We start from the raw sequence: 16563 nt of genomic DNA on the forward strand, positions 1-16563 counted from the left end.
TAGCATCTATTCCGGGATTGATATCTTATCGTTTTTTTAGATCCTTTTCTATACGTTTAAATGAATAGTAATAAGAATGTTCATTAATTCTATTATCTTTTAAATATTTCTTAATATACTCATTGTATTTCTTTTCGTTAATTTGAACTTCGGATAGTTGAAGTTCTTTTGGTGACTCTACATCAAGAATTTTCATATCAAGATTCTCGTGAAAAAACATGAGGAATTTCTGGATTAAAGGAAAATTTTCAAAAAGATAATCATCTTTTAAAAGAATAACAGCCTTTTTATAGTATATGGCATATCCAATAGCTGTACTACTGTGACCAAATACCATGGCTGAATTTTTTATCAGTTCATGCGTTTCCCCATAAAAGGTCCTAAACCCTTTAAACTTATTTGATAATTCCTCTTTTAATTTAATTGCATCTGGATGTAAAGCTATTACTACTTCATCTAAAGCAAACTTATTTTTTAATATTGCTAAAATCTTCTCAACCGATTTATAGTAACTAATTTTATACTCATCAGAAATCGGTTCTGGAATCAATAAAGGATGAAGACGATCTTGATAGGGAATTGCCTGATCTAGAAAAACACCGATTTTCTTATTTTCATTTTTAAAAATTGAACTTTTATTTTCAGATAAAGTTTGATTAATATCATCTGCATGAACAATTATCCTATTTTCTCTTTTTATGGTAAAATATACTTTCGAAGGAACAACAAAATTGGTACTACATAAATAATAATCAGGAATAAAAACTTTATTTTTTAATTTATAAAAATTCTTAAGAAGATGGAGAGGAAGAAATTTATCTGTTTTTTTAATAATTTTATCAATCAAAATCCGAAATTTATTTTGGGAAAGATGTACTGCGGAAAACCTTTTTGTATGATATGACAATAATTTATCATTCCTCCTAATTAAAATTTGTAAAATTGGTGCAGCAGATCGCATATAAAAATCAAAGGTCACGTAAAGGACTGTTTCTTTTGGTAATTGATTTTTAAATGCTACAAAATCATTCTTTGAATTACATTCAACCTTATTTTCCAATATGATTTTCTCTGTTGCCGTAGATTCATTACCATAATATTTCGTAGCATCTAAGAGAATAAATTTATATCCTTCTTTCTTTAAGCGTTCTAATTGGAAAATACTCTTATGCGCATCCCGTAGAATATTGGGACAAAAAAAAACAATTGTCATATTTATCTAATTAAGAATTCATTTGAATTTCTTTCATCATTTATTTACATGTTCCAATTTTAATCTTGTACCTTTTTTTAAATCCTCAGTTGTAGTTTTTCCTAATATTTCGATGTAATATTTTGGATGGAGGCCATAACCGGGCCGTACAGACCTTAAATTTTTATCAGTTAAAACTTCACCGGCACTTACATCCTCGGCGATATACAGTGAGCGGGAAAATTCACGACCACTTTTTTGCTTTTCAGTTAAATTATAATCCACTTCTCCTATGGCTTTTTCTGCCTGTCTCACCGCTGTAACCATATCTTTAAACTCCTGCTCATTCATAGAAAAAGAAGCATCGGGGCCTCCTATAGAGCGATCCAGGATAAAGTGTTTTTCGATTATTTTCGCTCCAAAACACGTTGCCACAATAGGAACAGTATTGCCTATAGTATGATCAGAAAGGCCACTAATCACATTATACCTTTCTGCCAAATCTCTAACCATTTTCATATTGGCTTCATCAATAGGAGCAGGATAAGAGGAAGTACATTTTAACAGTGCCACATCGTTATTTCCCACTCTCCGGCATGTTTCAAGCGCTAATTCTATATCTTCTTTTCCTGCTATTCCTGTTGAAATAATTACAGGTTTTCCTTTTGCTGCTGCCTTTTCAATTAACGGAATATCTGTTATTTCAAAGGAGGCAATCTTATAAGCCGGTGCATCAAGTTCTTCCAAAAAATCTACTGCCGAAAAATCAAAAGGGGAAGAGAAGCAAACCAAGCCCTCCTCTTCGGCTACCCTAAAGAGTTCTTTATGCCATTCCCAGGGTGTATAAGCTTCTTTATAAAGATCATGTAAATACTTTCCATCCCAAATGGTGCCCTGCTTGAGCATAAAATCATCTTTATGTACGTCCAGGGTCATGGTATCGGCAGTGTAAGTCTGTAATTTAACGGCGTTAGCTCCTGCTCTTTTAGCCGCTTTTATGGTTTCTAAAGCAGTTTCAAGGCTTCCGTTATGATTGGCAGATAGTTCTGCTATTATAAAAACCTCACTCTTATCGTTAATTTTAAAATTCCCTATTTTCATATTTTTAATTTAAAATTCGTACAACTGAAAAGGCTTCTGCGTATGTTGCTCCTACCACTATTCCCCACCGCTGTGACTGTATTCTTAAAGCTTCCGGGGATCTTGGATGAGGAAATTTACGTTTTTCAAATTCATAACTTTCCATTCCCTTAATTTTTGCTTCAAGCCCTTCATTACTTACCTCTACAAAAAAGTTTGGAATAAAATGCCGAGGATCTGTAGCCGCCCTCCATTCCGTCCCTGAGGGTGTTTCAAAAGTAATAATAGTTTTAACCCTTTCTGATGCCAAAGGACGGCATGAGGTAATAACTGCCTCAAATGTTCTTTGGTGATCTACATTCACATCTCCCCCATGATGGGTAAAGACAACTTCTGGATCAAACTTTTGCTTTTCTTTTTCCACTACTTTTATAATGTCAAGCAATGCCACAGTATCAAATCTATTATCAGGAAAATCATAAATCCCAACAGATTCATATCCAATAGCACGTTGCGCACTTGCAATATTTTTCCGGTGAATCTCTAATTCCCTCTTCCATTTTAACTGGTCCCTTATTTCAGACCTGGAAGTAATTCCTTCTCCTAAAATCACCACCCGTATTTTACAGGAGTAATCTTTTATTAATTTGTACATAGTAGCCCCAAGCCCCAGCAATTCATCATCTGGATGAGCCACTACCACTAAAATTCTTTTATTTCTTAATGATTCTAACATCTGCAAGTATTTTATTTTCGGATTTTAGTGAAGCTCTTGAAAATTCAAATCTAAAATGTTCATTCTCAAAAAATGCTGCAGGGTATCCTTCACAATCCAACATTCTTATAAAATCATATATTTTATCAATATCAGATATTTTGGAGATATCTCCATCTTCCGGTCTTCTTCTTTTAAACTCTGTTATCTTACCCGATTGAGGCTGCGGCTCTAAAGTATCATGAATAATTTCTTTAATCATCTCTTCCACTATAGCGGTGGTGCGAATAAAAATTTCCTGCGCTGTACCATATAGCATCATATCTTTCTTTAAATAAACAGGCCCGGTATCCAAACCCTTTTGAACTTTTAAGGCAGAAATTTTAGTTTTCTCTTTTGCCCTCAAAATTAAATTCTGAAGAGGACTTCCTCCCCTTCCATACGGAAGATCAGTCATATGAAAAACAACACATTCATAATTTTCGTAAATAGCCTTCGGAATAATATACGACCAATGTGGTATAAAAATTTTATCCGGCTTTAACTCTATTAAATGATCCTGTTGGAAATCTACTTTACTGGTTATCAAATTCCATTTATAATCCGGAAATGTTTCTTGAAGATTTTGAAACATCTCTTTATGCCATGGCTTCTCTGAAAGAATTATATAATTTTTCATGTTATTATTTCATATTCTACACTTTCTTCTGATCGATCTACCTGAACAAAACCTAATTTTTCAAAGACCTTCTTTGATTTTGGATTTCCATTCTTCACCCACGCCCTAAATTTCCCCTTAATTTTACTAATTCCTAATTCCAGTATTCTAGTCCCTAATCCCTGTCCGCGGTATCTGCGGTCAATAGAATATGATATTTTCCAATAATCCTTTTCCCTGTCAAACCTAATCTGCCCTATGGGTTCATTTTCCTGTTCAAGTACATATATTTTTGAATAATCGCTCTTCCTTATATTATAAAACCATTCCTTATGCTCCTCCAGATTTATTTCTTTTGAATTAAAGGCATTTCTTCGCACCTCCGGATCATTGATCCACTCAAACAACAGCAGACAATCTTTATCCTCCAACCTTCTTAGTTGCAATTTCATCGAACAATAATTATCGTTAGGATTGATTATAAACAAAATTTGAAAGCTTAATGTGGTAATCTAGGATAAAATTTAATTTGGACAAGTAAGAAATTCATAAAACTATTTTCTACTTCTGACAATGTTTTACTATATGTCCTGTCAGCTACATTGAAAAAAGAAACCCCTTCTTTCTCTTGCAACTCCTTTTCTTCCTTAATTATTTTGATGTGTTTATTTATATTGTCAAATTCAGGATGAGCTTCCTTAAATTTATTAAGTTCATCCTGCATAGTATTAAACTTATCATCTACAGACCTTTCTTCAAACTGATTTCCAAAGATGTTGGTCATGTCTTTAGCAGGAGTACCGGCATAAACATGATTTTCTTCCATATCTTTAGTAATAACGGCACCTACCATAGCCATACTCTTTTTTCTTGCAATAATTGGGGAAACTATACAATGTCCCACAAACCAGACATCGTCCTCCACTGTTAGCTTTTTCTTTTGATCCCATCTGCACCCCTGCAAGGTGTCACCAAATTTGATGTGACTCCACAACTGGGAATAGGCTCCTACTCCAACCCCATTTCCAATCTCTAAACCACCTTCAGCATCCAGAATGCAGTTTTGGCCAAACCAGCAGCAACTTCCTATTTTACAGGAATTATCTCCACTTCCAAAGGCATGGTTATTAATATTGGTGTAGTCACCAATTTCCAAACTTGGGTAATAAAAGCGACTATTTTTCCCTATGGTAACTCCATCCCCTATTACTACTTTTTTTGCTTTTTTCCCAAATTTGTCCCCTATAAAGACTCCATCTTCTATGGTAACATATTTACCTATATGTACTTCCTCTGCATTTATGGTATACCCCATGGTTATATTTGATTTAAATTTTATAATATAAATATTCTGGTGAACATATTGAAATCAAAAAGAATTATTTTTCCTCCAGATATTCAAAATTCTTTAAATGGTTCTCTTTAGAAGATCCTATTTCTTTTCTCATTCGGCTGTAAGACTCATCCTGTCTATATTCCAATTGCTGTAGATTCTTTAAAAAACTTTCTTCATTAAATCCTATTCCATTAAAAAATTTAAAGCCTTTCTTTTCTACTAAATGTGCAAACAACAATTTTTGATTTTCAGCATAGTAAGTAATAAATGGCAAACATCCGGCTGCAATTACTTCAAAAACAATTCCGCTTGAAGGCACAATGGCAACATCTGAATCCTGCATAAGAGCTAACATAACTTCAGCATCCACTGCATGATATATCTTCACATTCGTAGTATTTCCTGCTATCTCCTGAATTTTCCCCACATTATCATATGCTGCACCAAGGACAACATTTACTTTCTTATACTGACTATAATGAATTACAGCAGTCAGGCATTTTTCAGTTAGGTTATAAAAATCACTACCTCCAAAACAAATTAACACTGTTTTATTAGCGTTTCTTTTTACAACATCCCTGGCTGCACGTAGAAACTGGGGCCTTAAAAGAGCATAATTTATCCCCAGGGCAAATTTAGTATAAGACTGGGCTTTATAATTCTGAGATTTTATTCCCGGAGAATGATTAATAATAATATCAGCAAAAAATTCTTTGTCATGTAAATCATCAATAACAACTAATTTACACTCCTTGCTCTTAATCCGTTGTTGGTAGCCGGAATCCATCCCATAATGATCGAGTATTACTATTATCCCCGAAACCAGCTTCTCGAAAAAATATTCCTCACTGGAAATTATACTTACAGAAAAACCTTGCGAGGTGATTTCCTCCTGAAACTTTTCAGGAATAGATTTACAAACAAACTCGAACTTATATTGCTCTTTTAGCATTTGAGCTAAGGCCAGACATCTCACCAGATGGCCTAAGCCTATTTCCAACCCACCATCAGCTCTTATAAAAATGCGGGATTTCCCCATTACTTCAAGAAATATTTTGCCATTTCTAAATCTTCATATTCATCTATATCTATAGCCTGTACCCAGTGAAGTGGGAAAAACCTGTAATCAGGACCATAAAAAGTACCTGCTTTTTTCAATTCCTGAATATCGGCAATCCAGATAGCTCCTGTTGGACAATAAAGATCAGGCTGATCCTGAGACCTTTTCATCCTTTCTTTTTCTTCAAAAACAGGTATGGCTTTGCCTTCCTCATCAATTTTGTGAGCCCACCACGGATTCATCCAGCCATATTTAAATGAACTAATCTGGAAATGTAATCTTTTGGAAATAAAATTTTCAACGGCCTTATCTATATCTTCTGAACTTCTCAATGGACAATTTGCCATTAACTGAACCACAATTTGCTGATCAATAATATTAACTTCCTCCAGCTGCTCCAGTGTTCTGATGGTTGCAAGGCTAATTGGAGAATGATCGTCTGCATTCTGATCTCTTAAAAATGGGACTTCTGCTCCATATTCACGGGAGACTTCGGCTATTTCTTCATCATCAGTACTTACCACAACTTTAGAAATATACTTTGATTCTAAAGCTGCCTGTATCGTCCACGCAATCATGGGTTTTCCACATAAAGAAACAATGTTCTTCCTGGGAATTCGTTTAGATCCCCCACGGGCAGGAATAACTACTATGATCTTCTTTTTTACCATATTGACCACCCTCCGTCTATAATTAAATTTTGTCCCGTCATACTTTCAGAATTTTTTGATAAAAGAAAATCAACAGGACCGATTACGTCTTCCTCCTCAAGCATCCTCTTTTGTGGAGTCAACTTCTCATATCTTTTTAAGAAGCCTTCATTGGTTCGCCCTTTAATACCTCCAAAACTCACACAATTCACCCGGGTTTCAGGAGCCAGACGTACTGCTAATTCCTTTGTAAGGTGAATTTGGGCCGCCTTACACACTCCATAATGAATAGGAGAGGACTCATGAAATTTTTCATAAAGATTAGGTGTGGGAGCAACAACTCCATACATGGAAGAAATAAATATAATATTCTTCAGTGAACCATCTTTCTCTAACCTGAGAGATAAATGGTAAGGAAAAACCACATCCATATCAAACTCTCCAAGAAAATTCTTCTTACTAACAGAATGATCCTGCTCAATTTTTAAATAATCCAGGGATCGGGCATTATGCACAACGCTATCAATCTCTATCTTCTGTTTATCAATAAATGCCATAATGGTCTCAATAGCATTTTCTAAGGAAAAATCTACTTCAATTATATTGAGGTTCTCCAAATATTCAGAAGGCAAATCTTCAATTTTGTTCTTTAAAAATTTATTTCTGTTCCTGGTAGTGGTCACTACTAAAAACCCTTTCTTCAAAAAGTGTTTTAAAAGCTGGAGACCAACCTTACCGCTCCCTCCTGTAATTAAAACTGTTTTCATAGGCGGCCTTCTTCTAAAATTCTTACTATTTCAAGAGTTTCTTGTCTTGGTATATTATTAGACTTTTCATGAACAACTTCCACAAATTTTTTCAAAGATCCCCGAAAACATGAAAAGGAATCCTTAAATACATTTTGAACAGATGCCTTAGTTCCAAAATAATGAATTTGAAGTGGTGAAGGGGCATTTCCCGTGACTTTGATATAGGCAGAAGTATTTTCCCATTCTACAAATACATGCCGTATCCCATTTTTATCAAATGGGAACACGTTTAATAATTCTCCCCGGTTAGGAATTTGCGTAATAATGGGTTCTAAAAGATGCACAGCATAAGTATCCCAATATTTTGGCACAGAACCTTCTACATGTAAAATATCTCCTAAGCTATCTATTTGTTCCCTATCCAGCATTAATTCTGAAGCAAATCTTAAGGATGAACACGTAAATATTTGATCTTCGTACTGCTGCGCATCCAATAATTTATCTGCTTCATTCAAAGTAACGGCAATTGGCTTATCAATATAAATTGGTAAACCAGCCTTTAAAAAAGGTAAAGCCATTCCATAATGCGAGGCTGCATCATCTCTTGCGAGTAAAATTGCATCTACATGCCCAATCATATCTTCTAAGGATGTTACCACATGCTCAATATTTGATGCTTCGGCGACCTCGTGGGATAAACCTATATCCTGCGTCCAGATATGGGTAACTTTCCCCAGGTGTGACAATCCATCTTCCGGGAAATTATGTGCCGAAAGATATTCAGGGATTACCGGAAAAGGACAGTTTTGCATAGCCTTTTCATTGTAACCATTAAAAATAGCACTCCAGGAATAAGGATGGCCATTGCCCTGGCTCATTCCTATTATACCTAACCTTATTTTTGCGGCCATAAAGATGGAATTAAAATATTATCGGATATTTTATTGTGTATTTCAGGCAATTGTCTGGCTTTCTGCAACATTATAAGATTGTTTTGCAGTTGTATCTTATTCTCTACACCAATAATTACCTTATCAATCATCTTATTAGAAAGAACGAAATTTAGAAGATCTCCACCTAAGGTGGATCCTCTATGTTGAAGGCTTTCTAAAATAGATTTAATTTCATCAAAAAAAGGAGATAACTTACCTGGTTTCATAAAAAAGAGCCCTTGTAAAAATACAGATCTGGTATGCACCTCACAATCCTGTTTTTTTAAAACTTCTATAGCATTTTCAAATCTCCTGTCAAAATAATTATAGGGAACCTGGACCAAATCTGGGATCATGCCCTCTGCTAAGAGTTTTTCCAGTTCTTCAGGTGTATTAAGAGAATAACCAATTTTTTTTACCTTACCAGTATTCTTCAATTCAAGCAATTCATCCCAATATTCCGGCTGGTCAATTAGGGAAAGGGGGCGATGTGCCATATATCCATAAATAAAATGTTGGTTTAAGTTACTAAGGCTTGATTTTAATTGACGGGTTATTGTTTGTCCATTTTCTGAAGGCAGAAATTTAGAAACGATTTCAAAGCTATCAACTCCACATTTTCCCAATATTTCCTCTGCATTTCCATATGCCGAAGCAGAATCTAAGAGACCAATATTGTTTTTTCTGGCACAGCCTAAGATGGAAAATACTTCTTCTTCTGAAGTTTGGCCTTCTCCATTAGATATGCCATAATCCATCCCAAATTGCACAGTGCCTAAACCAATTCTTCTATTTTGCTGCATAGAACGAATTTATCTTTTCCATTACATATTCCTGCTCCTCTTCCTGTAATGTTGGGTACATAGGTAAACTAATGCAATGCTTGTAATAATTTTCAGCATATGGCAAGTCACCTTCTTTCCATCCAAATTGTCTGTAATATGGCATTAAATGGCAGGGGATGTAGTGAATTTGTGCATAAATTTTATGTTCTCTTAAAAAATCATAGAGTTCTAATCTACTTGGCACCTCCAAAATATAAAGATGGTAAGCATGCCCCTCTATTATTCCTGATTGGCCTTTTATATATGATTTATCTTTAAAGAATTTATAATAGCGGCCTGCAATTTTTCTTCTTTCCTTTAGTCCTTCATCAGCTCTTTGTAGTTGACTGTTTCCCAAGGCGGCCTGAAAATCTGTTATGCGATAATTAAATCCCAGTTCCTGCATTTCCATATACCATAATGGGTAATTATCTTTGCCTCCGGCAAATTCAATAGAATTTTCGTAACGCGAATCGTCTTTTACAATCCCATGTGTTCTAAGCTGAAGTAATTTTTGATATAAATCCTTATTGTTTGTGGTAATCATCCCTCCTTCCCCGCTGGCAATATGCTTTACGGGGTGAAATGAGAAAATAGCCAGATCTGCATATTTCCCATTTCCACATATTTGCTTATCATTATTCTTATCAAGAAGAAAACCGCCAGGCGCATGACAGGCATCTTCAATAATCCAAAGATTATATTCCCTGGCAAGTTTATTTAAAGCTTCTATATCTACAGGCCTACCCGCAAAATCTACAGGAATTATTCCTTTATACGTGCCTTCTGGAGCATCTTCAAGCAATCTTCTTACGCTTTCAATATCAATGAGATAAGTTTCCGGATCAATATCAGCAAAAACAACTTCCCCGCCTGCATACCTCACGCAATTGGCAGAAGCCGCAAAGGTGATAGGGGTTGTAATAACTTTATCCCCCCTTTCAATCCCTAATGAAAGGGCGCATAAATGCAGGGCAGCGGTACCATTTGCCACTGCTACTGCATACTCGCTTCCTACATAATTGGCAAAATTATTCTCAAATTCGGCAATTTTAGGACCCTGCGTCAAGTAATCAGATTTCAGGGTTTCTATAACTGCAGAAATGTCTTCTTCTGTAATATTTTGTCTACCGTAGGGTATTGGCTTATCCATGTTATACTTATTTTACTTCAAACGTTGGATCTACATGCTCTTTAATTAAAGTTCTGAGATTTTCGACTGTTTCCCATTCTTCATTTTCACCTGAATTATACTGAAATCCTGGTTTAACTTTTTTAGCATTAAATTTTTCAAGATACTCTTCTTTATTCCATTTATGAGTGGTAGGTAATATGGCATAATACCGCCCCAAATCATAAGTATAATGGGAATCTGATGATGTTATCATTTCCTCATGTATTTTTTCTCCCGGACGAATACCAACAACTGGTTTTTCACAATTTGGTCCAATAGCTTCAGCAATATCAGTTATTTTATATGAAGGGATTTTAGGGACAAATATTTCTCCTCCCCATGCATTTTCAAGGGCATGCATTACCATATCCACCCCTCCCTGAAGCGATATATTAAATCTTGTCATCGTAGGATCTGTAATAGGCAGTACTCCCTCTTTCCTTCTTTTTAAGAAGAATGGAATTACTGAACCATTGGATCCCATTACATTACCGTATCGCACAACAGAGAATTTTATAGGGTTCCAGCCTGTAATATTATTTGCTGCAACAAAAAGTTTATCTGATGCCAGCTTTGTGGCGCCGTAAAGATTGATTGGAGCAGCAGCCTTATCTGTAGACAAAGCAACTACCCGGCTTACTTCCGTCTCCAGGCAAGCATTAATGATATTCTCAGCACCCAAAATGTTGGTTTTTACACATTCCATGGGATTGTATTCTGCTATAGGAACATGTTTCATTGCGGCGGCATGAATAACATAATCTATACCTTTCAGAGCTCTCTTCACCCTATCGAAATCTCTAACATCTCCAATAAAAAAACGAATTTGAGGGTGTTTTGAAACAGGATACTCCTGAGCCATTTCAAATTGTTTTTGCTCATCTCTTGAAAAGATTACCAATTTTTTGATATTGGGCGAGTTCTTTAACATATGCGCTGTTAAAGCCTTTCCCAAAGAACCGGTACCACCGGTTATAAGGATGGACTTACCTGATAGTTCCAACATATAATTATATCTATTTTAAGGGCCAAAATTAAAGACTTTAAAAGCCTAAGAACTATAACCCGTTCATTTTAAATCAAATTTAACAAGTAGAAATTTTTGCTTTTATAGGATAATTCAACAATTTAGATAATTAAGCACCAATTTTCTGTTTTTTGAAAGGGCCTGGCTATAGCTCTTTTTAAGCAACAAAGATTTCCACATGTAGTGAAAAATTATTTTTAAGCCGTATTTTTTAATCCTTTGCTTATGAGCTGGAAAATTTTCCATCATCAACATTCTATCTTCCAATTTGTTACGCAAAGCATTAACCCGGTTGCGACCGGAAGTAGCACCTGCAGAGTGTATATTATATTGTGCTGTAATCTCCTTAAAATTATAGCCTTTTCCGTACTGCAAAACACTGCACCAAACTGTCCAGTCTGGGGTAAAGTAACGTGAAAAATTTTTAAAGGGAGGGATGTCCAATGCTTCTTTTCGTAATACTACAGAGCAGGTTGTAAACTGATTTCTCCATAAGATATCTTCCAGGGAAACAGCACCATATTTTTTTCCTCCACTTTCGCCTTCTTCTCCATTTTCATTGCTGCTCTTCACTTTACTACCACATAGAACATACTGCCTATTTTTATCTAAAAAATCAATCTGCTTTTTCAATTTATCGGGATCAATCCAATAGTCATCCCCCTCACATACCGCTATATATTCTCCATTACATTCTCCCAGAGTACCAGTCCAGTTACCCAACATTCCGAGATTAGCCGGTCTCTCTATAAGCCTTATAAGATCTGGGTATCTGTTTTGATATTCCTTACATATTGCTAATGTATTATCTGTAGATTTATCTTCTCCAATCACAATTTCATAAGGAAAATCTAAATTTTGTGATATAGCACCATCAAGGCACTTCCTGAGAAACTTCTCATGATTATAAGTTATAATACAAGCCGAAACCTTAGGCTTTTTTGTATGCATATTGTTATAGTTAATCCGTTAAAAAGGAACATTTATTTACAATCATCCTCAGCTTTCAATAGCCTTGCTTCGTAATTCCTGTAACAAGTAAGCCTGACTAATATTATTATCATATTCTTCTTCTCTATTAATACTATCTCCGATTACACAAGTGTAAAAGTATATAAGCATGTTTTTAAAGTGATTATCAGCTTTAAGGTTTACCTCTTTTAAACCTTCAGAATTAGTTTCTAAAAAGAGTGTAGGAGTAAAGTCTTCTTTAGCTGTAAAAATCCTGTTAGTATAGAGTTTACCCTTAGATCCTACTACTTCAAGATTACATTGGTAATAATTGTCAAATCCAAAAGCTATCTGGGAAAATAAAGAACCATTTTTCTGTTTCAGAAAAGCTCCTCCCCAGATATCAACGCCAAGATCTTCATCAAAATTTAGTACTGCGGAAGTAACTTCAAGCTCTTTTCCTAACAGAAGCTGAGATAATTTTACGGGATACGTCCCTGCATCCAGTAAAGCTCCTCCCCCTAAATCTTTGCGGTACCTTATGTTAGTTTTATCAGGAAAAGGAGGAAAACAGAACGTACTTCTAACAATACGTATTTCCCCTATTACACCATTGTCCAGAATTTCCCTGATGGTTTTGAGTTGGGAATGAGATCTAAACTGAAAATTCTCCAATAGTACAAGGTCTTTCTGCCTGGCCAGGAAATTTAGCTCTTTAACCTCTTCATAATTACAAGCCAGTGATTTTTCAACTAGTACATGTAGCCCTTTTTCCAAAGACTTTTTAACCCATTCATAATGCATTGCATTGGGTAGGGGAATATAAACAGCATCCAGGTTCGTCTGTTCTATAAGGGCATCATAACCTTTTACAATATTATAATCAGGATAATCCACTTTGGAAGGATCCCTGGTGGCTACTCCTATAAATTCGAATTTATCTTTCAGGGAATTCAAAATTGGAACAACAGATCGCATTGCAATGTTCGCTGTACCTAAAACCCCTATTCTTATTTTTTTATTCATGAATTTATATTATGAAATGATAAAGCAGAAAGTAAATTTCTCGCCTGTATATTTATATAATTATTGTGCTTCATAAACGTTTGAAGCTGACTAAAAGTCATCCAGATATAATTTTTGGGGAGCTCCAGGGGAAAGTCTTCATCGGCCATTATAAGTAGGTTTCTGTTTTGTTCTCTATAAAACCTCCCCCCTTCTTCTGACTGTAAAGTATCAAAAATAACTTTTTCCTTAGGTGCATTCAACACCTGTTTTAGGAAGGGAAGCGTTTTAAATGAAGTCTTATTTTTGTAATTATCTGTAAGACACTGCACTGTGGGAGCAAATTCAATTAAATCAAAATTGCCACATTCCATTTTTGTTTGCACAATAAAGTGTAACACCCCATTAATATTTTTGCATATAAAGGCGCAAAGTCCTTCCTGAACCGGCTTTACCATTGGCTGCGACCAATTTATAACTTCACGGTTGCCTATCTTTATGTCTGCAGCTATAATTTCAAAATATTTATGTTCTTCATGATAGATCGCTGTATCACCTACTATCCAATTTTTTAAAGACATTAACGGGACTTTGGAAATTTCTAACTCCAATTCACATTTTCTGCTGGTAATAAAAAGGATAATATCATTAAGATTATTATAGCTGTTTGCATCCAGTGCATAAGATTTTAAAAGACCCTTATTGAAACCATCCCATTTAACATCTTCAAAAATACTGATAACGTCCACACTTTCTGAAGTCAAATCTCCCAATGGAATACCTGATATTACCGTACGGGTATCCATATTTACAACATTATTGTGACCAATAAGTTCTTTTATTTGCGCCAGGGTTAACCAAAGGAAATTTTCGAGAATTTCTATATCTTCCTCTACTTTAATAATAATATTTCTATTTCTCTTTTTAATAAATCTCGCTCCCTGTTCAGACTGAAGTTGATCCAGCATTACCTGATCTTTTGTAGCATTTCTAAAATAATCCAGATATGCCGGGGCATTACCTTTATGAACCCTGGAGTAGTTGCTCTTGGTTGCCTGAAGTGTAGGAGACAGTTGCACATAATTAATATTTCCAGGTTCAATTTTTGCTTGCATTAAAAAATGCAATACCCCGTTAATTTCTTTGGTAATGAAGCCTAAATAGCCAATTTCCGGTTGATTTATAATTGGCTGTTGCCAGTGAGAAACATTTCCATAATTTGTACTAATATCTATACCATCTATAGAGAAAAACTTTCCGGATTCATGACTGAGATTATTATGGTTTAATTTCCAATTTTTTAATTCAGAAAATTGAATTTGATCTACAGACACTTCTACTCTTTCATTTTGTTCTTTTATCCATTCCAGGGCATAATCAGTAGAAACATAAGAGTTCCCATGGGTTACAAGACTTTTTAGAAACAAGTACAAATTCCGGTTCATATATAGTTGTATTAAATATCGGTAATTTTAATGTTTTTAATTTTCCAACCCCTTAAATTTCCTGAATTCATCGTAATGCCTTATCGATACATTATTCTTGTAAGTAAGAGACGCAAAAACCAAACAAACAGCACCTGCAGAAAAATCATAAAGGTCTCTCCATATTCCCGGAACCACGAAAAGTCCTTGGTTTGGCTGATTAAGCCTTACCACTTTCTTATTTTTCCCATCATCCAGAAGAACATCAAAACTTCCTCCCGTAGCAACTATTAATTGATATAAATCTGTATGAGCATGCCCTCCCCTGGACACCCCTTCAGGCATTCCATACATATAGTATACGCGCTCTATAGGAAAATTTATATTTTGGTTTCCCTGAACCGCGACCATATTTCCAAATTGATCTTGTAACGTGTCCAGCGGTAAAATTGAACAATCGAATACACTGTTTTTATTCATGATTTTTCAATTTTAGGAATTCATAATGCTCATAAACATATTCTTCTTCATTATTTTTTTCAGAACCTAAAAGAAGAATCATTGAATTCGAGGAAAAATTTTTCATCTCCACCCAATATTCCGGCGGAATATAAAGCCCCTTAAATGCCTTATTCAGAAAAAAAGTAGATTTATTTTTTCCATCGGTTACCAGAACCTCAAGGCTGCCGGTAAGCGGGATAATTAACTGTTCACTAATTTTGCAGGCGTACCCGACCGGAATTTCCTCCATTGGCAGGTCGTAACGCCATACCGCTCTTTCAATCTTAAAGGGTATGTGAAGGTCCTTCTCTATATAAGTAAGATATCCCCGGGACTCTTTATTTTTGGGCAATTCTAAAATTTTTGGCTTGGTAATAGTGTTCATGTCTATAATATTATTTTAGCGCTGATCAGTACACCTTTGCCAGTTCCCTTAAATAAGCACCATACTTAGATTTCCCATACCTCTCAGATAATTGGTTCAGGGAATCTTTATTAATAAAATTCCTTAAATAGGCTACCTCCTCAATACATCCAATCATAGCACTTTGCCTGTTTTGGATCACACGAATAAATTCTGTAGCATCATCCAAAGATTCCACCGTACCGGTATCAAACCAGCTCATCCCCCTGGTCATTACCCCCACTTCTAAATTTCCTTCTTCCAGATATCTTTGGTTTATAGTAGAAATTTCTTTCTCTCCCCTTCCAGATGGTTTAACCTCTTTAGCATATTCAACAACTTTATTGTCATAAAAATATAAACCGGGAATAGCATATTTAGACTTTGGCAGCTCAGGCTTTTCTTCTATGCTTAGTACCTTATTTTCTTTATCAAATTGAACTACGCCATAACGCTCCGGATCTTTAACCGGATAAGCAAAAATAGATGCCCCTTCAATATTTACTTTGCTTGCCAGAAGGTTGGCCAATCCATTTCCGTAGAAAATGTTATCTCCTAAAACCAATGCTACTTTCTCTTCGCCAATAAACTCTTCTCCTATTGTAAAAGCTTCTGCTAATCCTTTGGGTTCTTTCTGAACAGCATATTCAAAATTACAGCCAAGATGGCTACCATCCCCAAGAAGTTTCTTAAAAGAACTTTGATCTTCAGGGGTTGAAATGATTAATATATCCTTTATACCTGCCAACATTAGAACCGATAATGGATAATAGATCATTGGCTTGTCATATACCGGAAGCAACTGTTTGCTTACCGCTATAGTTATAGGGTATAACCTACTGCCAGAGCCTCCGGCCAGAATAATTCCTTTCATTTTTTAGT

19 protein-coding genes are annotated in these 16563 nt (G+C 35.3%); all 19 read right to left on the bottom strand.

Translation table 11 applies throughout. The annotated features are described in order from the left end of the window. Positions 1 to 25 precede the first annotated feature (25 nt). The gene (locus tag RM529_RS05760; RefSeq protein ID WP_311483802.1) at positions 26 to 1213 is read right to left on the bottom strand and encodes a hypothetical protein; all 1188 of its coding nucleotides are present in this window, start codon (positions 1211 to 1213) and stop codon (positions 26 to 28) included. 36 nt (positions 1214 to 1249) lie between these two features. Beyond that, a complete protein-coding gene (gene pseI / locus RM529_RS05765; protein WP_311483803.1) occupies positions 1250 to 2293 on the bottom strand; it encodes a pseudaminic acid synthase in 1044 nt (347 codons plus the stop codon). A 4-nt stretch (positions 2294 to 2297) separates the two neighbouring features. Beyond that, positions 2298 to 3008, bottom strand: a complete 711-nt coding sequence (locus RM529_RS05770; RefSeq protein WP_311483804.1) for a PIG-L deacetylase family protein — start codon at positions 3006 to 3008, stop codon at positions 2298 to 2300. Beyond that, the gene (locus RM529_RS05775) at positions 2986 to 3666 is read right to left on the bottom strand and encodes a formyl transferase (RefSeq protein ID WP_311483805.1); all 681 of its coding nucleotides are present in this window, start codon (positions 3664 to 3666) and stop codon (positions 2986 to 2988) included. The genes RM529_RS05770 and RM529_RS05775 overlap by 23 nt, the downstream gene beginning before the upstream one ends. Further along, positions 3663 to 4097, bottom strand: coding sequence for a GNAT family N-acetyltransferase (locus RM529_RS05780; RefSeq protein WP_311483806.1), 435 nt, complete (start codon positions 4095 to 4097; stop codon positions 3663 to 3665). The genes RM529_RS05775 and RM529_RS05780 overlap by 4 nt, the downstream gene beginning before the upstream one ends. A 47-nt stretch (positions 4098 to 4144) precedes the next feature. Beyond that, a complete protein-coding gene (locus RM529_RS05785; RefSeq protein WP_311483807.1) occupies positions 4145 to 4960 on the bottom strand; it encodes a hypothetical protein in 816 nt (271 codons plus the stop codon). Positions 4961 to 5024: 64 nt separating this feature from the next. Next, the gene (pseG, locus tag RM529_RS05790; protein WP_311483808.1) at positions 5025 to 6020 is read right to left on the bottom strand and encodes a UDP-2,4-diacetamido-2,4,6-trideoxy-beta-L-altropyranose hydrolase; all 996 of its coding nucleotides are present in this window, start codon (positions 6018 to 6020) and stop codon (positions 5025 to 5027) included. Further along, entirely contained in the window at positions 6020 to 6712 is a 693-nt protein-coding gene (locus RM529_RS05795) for an acylneuraminate cytidylyltransferase family protein (protein ID WP_311483809.1), read from the bottom strand. Before RM529_RS05795 ends, pseG begins: the two co-directional genes overlap by 1 nt. Next, positions 6706 to 7458 (bottom strand): SDR family oxidoreductase, encoded by a 753-nt coding sequence (locus tag RM529_RS05800; protein WP_311483810.1) that lies wholly within the window; start codon positions 7456 to 7458, stop codon positions 6706 to 6708. The genes RM529_RS05795 and RM529_RS05800 overlap by 7 nt, the downstream gene beginning before the upstream one ends. Next, the gene (locus RM529_RS05805; protein WP_311483811.1) at positions 7455 to 8351 is read right to left on the bottom strand and encodes a Gfo/Idh/MocA family oxidoreductase; all 897 of its coding nucleotides are present in this window, start codon (positions 8349 to 8351) and stop codon (positions 7455 to 7457) included. Before RM529_RS05805 ends, RM529_RS05800 begins: the two co-directional genes overlap by 4 nt. Beyond that, the gene (locus tag RM529_RS05810) at positions 8336 to 9175 is read right to left on the bottom strand and encodes an aldo/keto reductase (RefSeq protein WP_311483812.1); all 840 of its coding nucleotides are present in this window, start codon (positions 9173 to 9175) and stop codon (positions 8336 to 8338) included. The genes RM529_RS05805 and RM529_RS05810 overlap by 16 nt, the downstream gene beginning before the upstream one ends. Beyond that, the gene (gene pseC, locus RM529_RS05815; protein WP_311483813.1) at positions 9162 to 10349 is read right to left on the bottom strand and encodes a UDP-4-amino-4,6-dideoxy-N-acetyl-beta-L-altrosamine transaminase; all 1188 of its coding nucleotides are present in this window, start codon (positions 10347 to 10349) and stop codon (positions 9162 to 9164) included. The genes RM529_RS05810 and pseC overlap by 14 nt, the downstream gene beginning before the upstream one ends. Before the next feature lie 7 nt (positions 10350 to 10356). Beyond that, positions 10357 to 11376: a UDP-N-acetylglucosamine 4,6-dehydratase (inverting) gene (pseB, locus tag RM529_RS05820; protein WP_311483814.1), complete on the bottom strand. Its 1020-nt coding sequence runs from the start codon at positions 11374 to 11376 to the stop codon at positions 10357 to 10359. Between the two features lie 114 nt (positions 11377 to 11490). Then, a complete protein-coding gene (locus RM529_RS05825; RefSeq protein WP_311483815.1) occupies positions 11491 to 12348 on the bottom strand; it encodes a glycosyltransferase family 2 protein in 858 nt (285 codons plus the stop codon). A 48-nt stretch (positions 12349 to 12396) separates the two neighbouring features. Then, positions 12397 to 13374, bottom strand: coding sequence for a Gfo/Idh/MocA family protein (locus RM529_RS05830; RefSeq protein ID WP_311483816.1), 978 nt, complete (start codon positions 13372 to 13374; stop codon positions 12397 to 12399). Beyond that, positions 13371 to 14798, bottom strand: coding sequence for an NDP-hexose 2,3-dehydratase family protein (locus RM529_RS05835; protein WP_311483817.1), 1428 nt, complete (start codon positions 14796 to 14798; stop codon positions 13371 to 13373). The genes RM529_RS05830 and RM529_RS05835 overlap by 4 nt, the downstream gene beginning before the upstream one ends. Before the next feature lie 36 nt (positions 14799 to 14834). Further along, entirely contained in the window at positions 14835 to 15257 is a 423-nt protein-coding gene (locus RM529_RS05840) for a sugar 3,4-ketoisomerase (RefSeq protein WP_311483818.1), read from the bottom strand. Further along, a complete protein-coding gene (locus RM529_RS05845; RefSeq protein WP_311483819.1) occupies positions 15250 to 15663 on the bottom strand; it encodes a sugar 3,4-ketoisomerase in 414 nt (137 codons plus the stop codon). Before RM529_RS05845 ends, RM529_RS05840 begins: the two co-directional genes overlap by 8 nt. Before the next feature lie 25 nt (positions 15664 to 15688). Continuing rightward, positions 15689 to 16555 (bottom strand): glucose-1-phosphate thymidylyltransferase RfbA, encoded by an 867-nt coding sequence (gene rfbA / locus RM529_RS05850; protein ID WP_311483820.1) that lies wholly within the window; start codon positions 16553 to 16555, stop codon positions 15689 to 15691. Positions 16556 to 16563 lie beyond the last annotated feature (8 nt).

Origin of the sequence: Autumnicola edwardsiae (genome assembly GCF_031846505.1) — a bacterium.
GTDB lineage: Bacteria > Bacteroidota > Bacteroidia > Flavobacteriales > Flavobacteriaceae > Autumnicola > Autumnicola edwardsiae.

Bases quoted from the DNA above. Each gene is read 5' to 3' on its own strand.
- RM529_RS05760 (WP_311483802.1), bottom strand. From the start codon at position 1,213: ATGACAATTGTTTTTTTTTGTCCCAATATTCTACGGGATGCGCATAAG.
- pseI (WP_311483803.1), bottom strand. From the start codon at position 2,293: ATGAAAATAGGGAATTTTAAAATTAACGATAAGAGTGAGGTTTTTATA.
- RM529_RS05770 (WP_311483804.1), bottom strand. From the start codon at position 3,008: ATGTTAGAATCATTAAGAAATAAAAGAATTTTAGTGGTAGTGGCTCAT.
- RM529_RS05775 (WP_311483805.1), bottom strand. From the start codon at position 3,666: ATGAAAAATTATATAATTCTTTCAGAGAAGCCATGGCATAAAGAGATG.
- RM529_RS05780 (WP_311483806.1), bottom strand. From the start codon at position 4,097: ATGAAATTGCAACTAAGAAGGTTGGAGGATAAAGATTGTCTGCTGTTG.
- RM529_RS05785 (WP_311483807.1), bottom strand. From the start codon at position 4,960: ATGGGGTATACCATAAATGCAGAGGAAGTACATATAGGTAAATATGTT.
- pseG (WP_311483808.1), bottom strand. From the start codon at position 6,020: ATGGGGAAATCCCGCATTTTTATAAGAGCTGATGGTGGGTTGGAAATA.
- RM529_RS05795 (WP_311483809.1), bottom strand. From the start codon at position 6,712: ATGGTAAAAAAGAAGATCATAGTAGTTATTCCTGCCCGTGGGGGATCT.
- RM529_RS05800 (WP_311483810.1), bottom strand. From the start codon at position 7,458: ATGAAAACAGTTTTAATTACAGGAGGGAGCGGTAAGGTTGGTCTCCAG.
- RM529_RS05805 (WP_311483811.1), bottom strand. From the start codon at position 8,351: ATGGCCGCAAAAATAAGGTTAGGTATAATAGGAATGAGCCAGGGCAAT.
- RM529_RS05810 (WP_311483812.1), bottom strand. From the start codon at position 9,175: ATGCAGCAAAATAGAAGAATTGGTTTAGGCACTGTGCAATTTGGGATG.
- pseC (WP_311483813.1), bottom strand. From the start codon at position 10,349: ATGGATAAGCCAATACCCTACGGTAGACAAAATATTACAGAAGAAGAC.
- pseB (WP_311483814.1), bottom strand. From the start codon at position 11,376: ATGTTGGAACTATCAGGTAAGTCCATCCTTATAACCGGTGGTACCGGT.
- RM529_RS05825 (WP_311483815.1), bottom strand. From the start codon at position 12,348: ATGCATACAAAAAAGCCTAAGGTTTCGGCTTGTATTATAACTTATAAT.
- RM529_RS05830 (WP_311483816.1), bottom strand. From the start codon at position 13,374: ATGAATAAAAAAATAAGAATAGGGGTTTTAGGTACAGCGAACATTGCA.
- RM529_RS05835 (WP_311483817.1), bottom strand. From the start codon at position 14,798: ATGAACCGGAATTTGTACTTGTTTCTAAAAAGTCTTGTAACCCATGGG.
- RM529_RS05840 (WP_311483818.1), bottom strand. From the start codon at position 15,257: ATGAATAAAAACAGTGTATTCGATTGTTCAATTTTACCGCTGGACACG.
- RM529_RS05845 (WP_311483819.1), bottom strand. From the start codon at position 15,663: ATGAACACTATTACCAAGCCAAAAATTTTAGAATTGCCCAAAAATAAA.
- rfbA (WP_311483820.1), bottom strand. From the start codon at position 16,555: ATGAAAGGAATTATTCTGGCCGGAGGCTCTGGCAGTAGGTTATACCCT.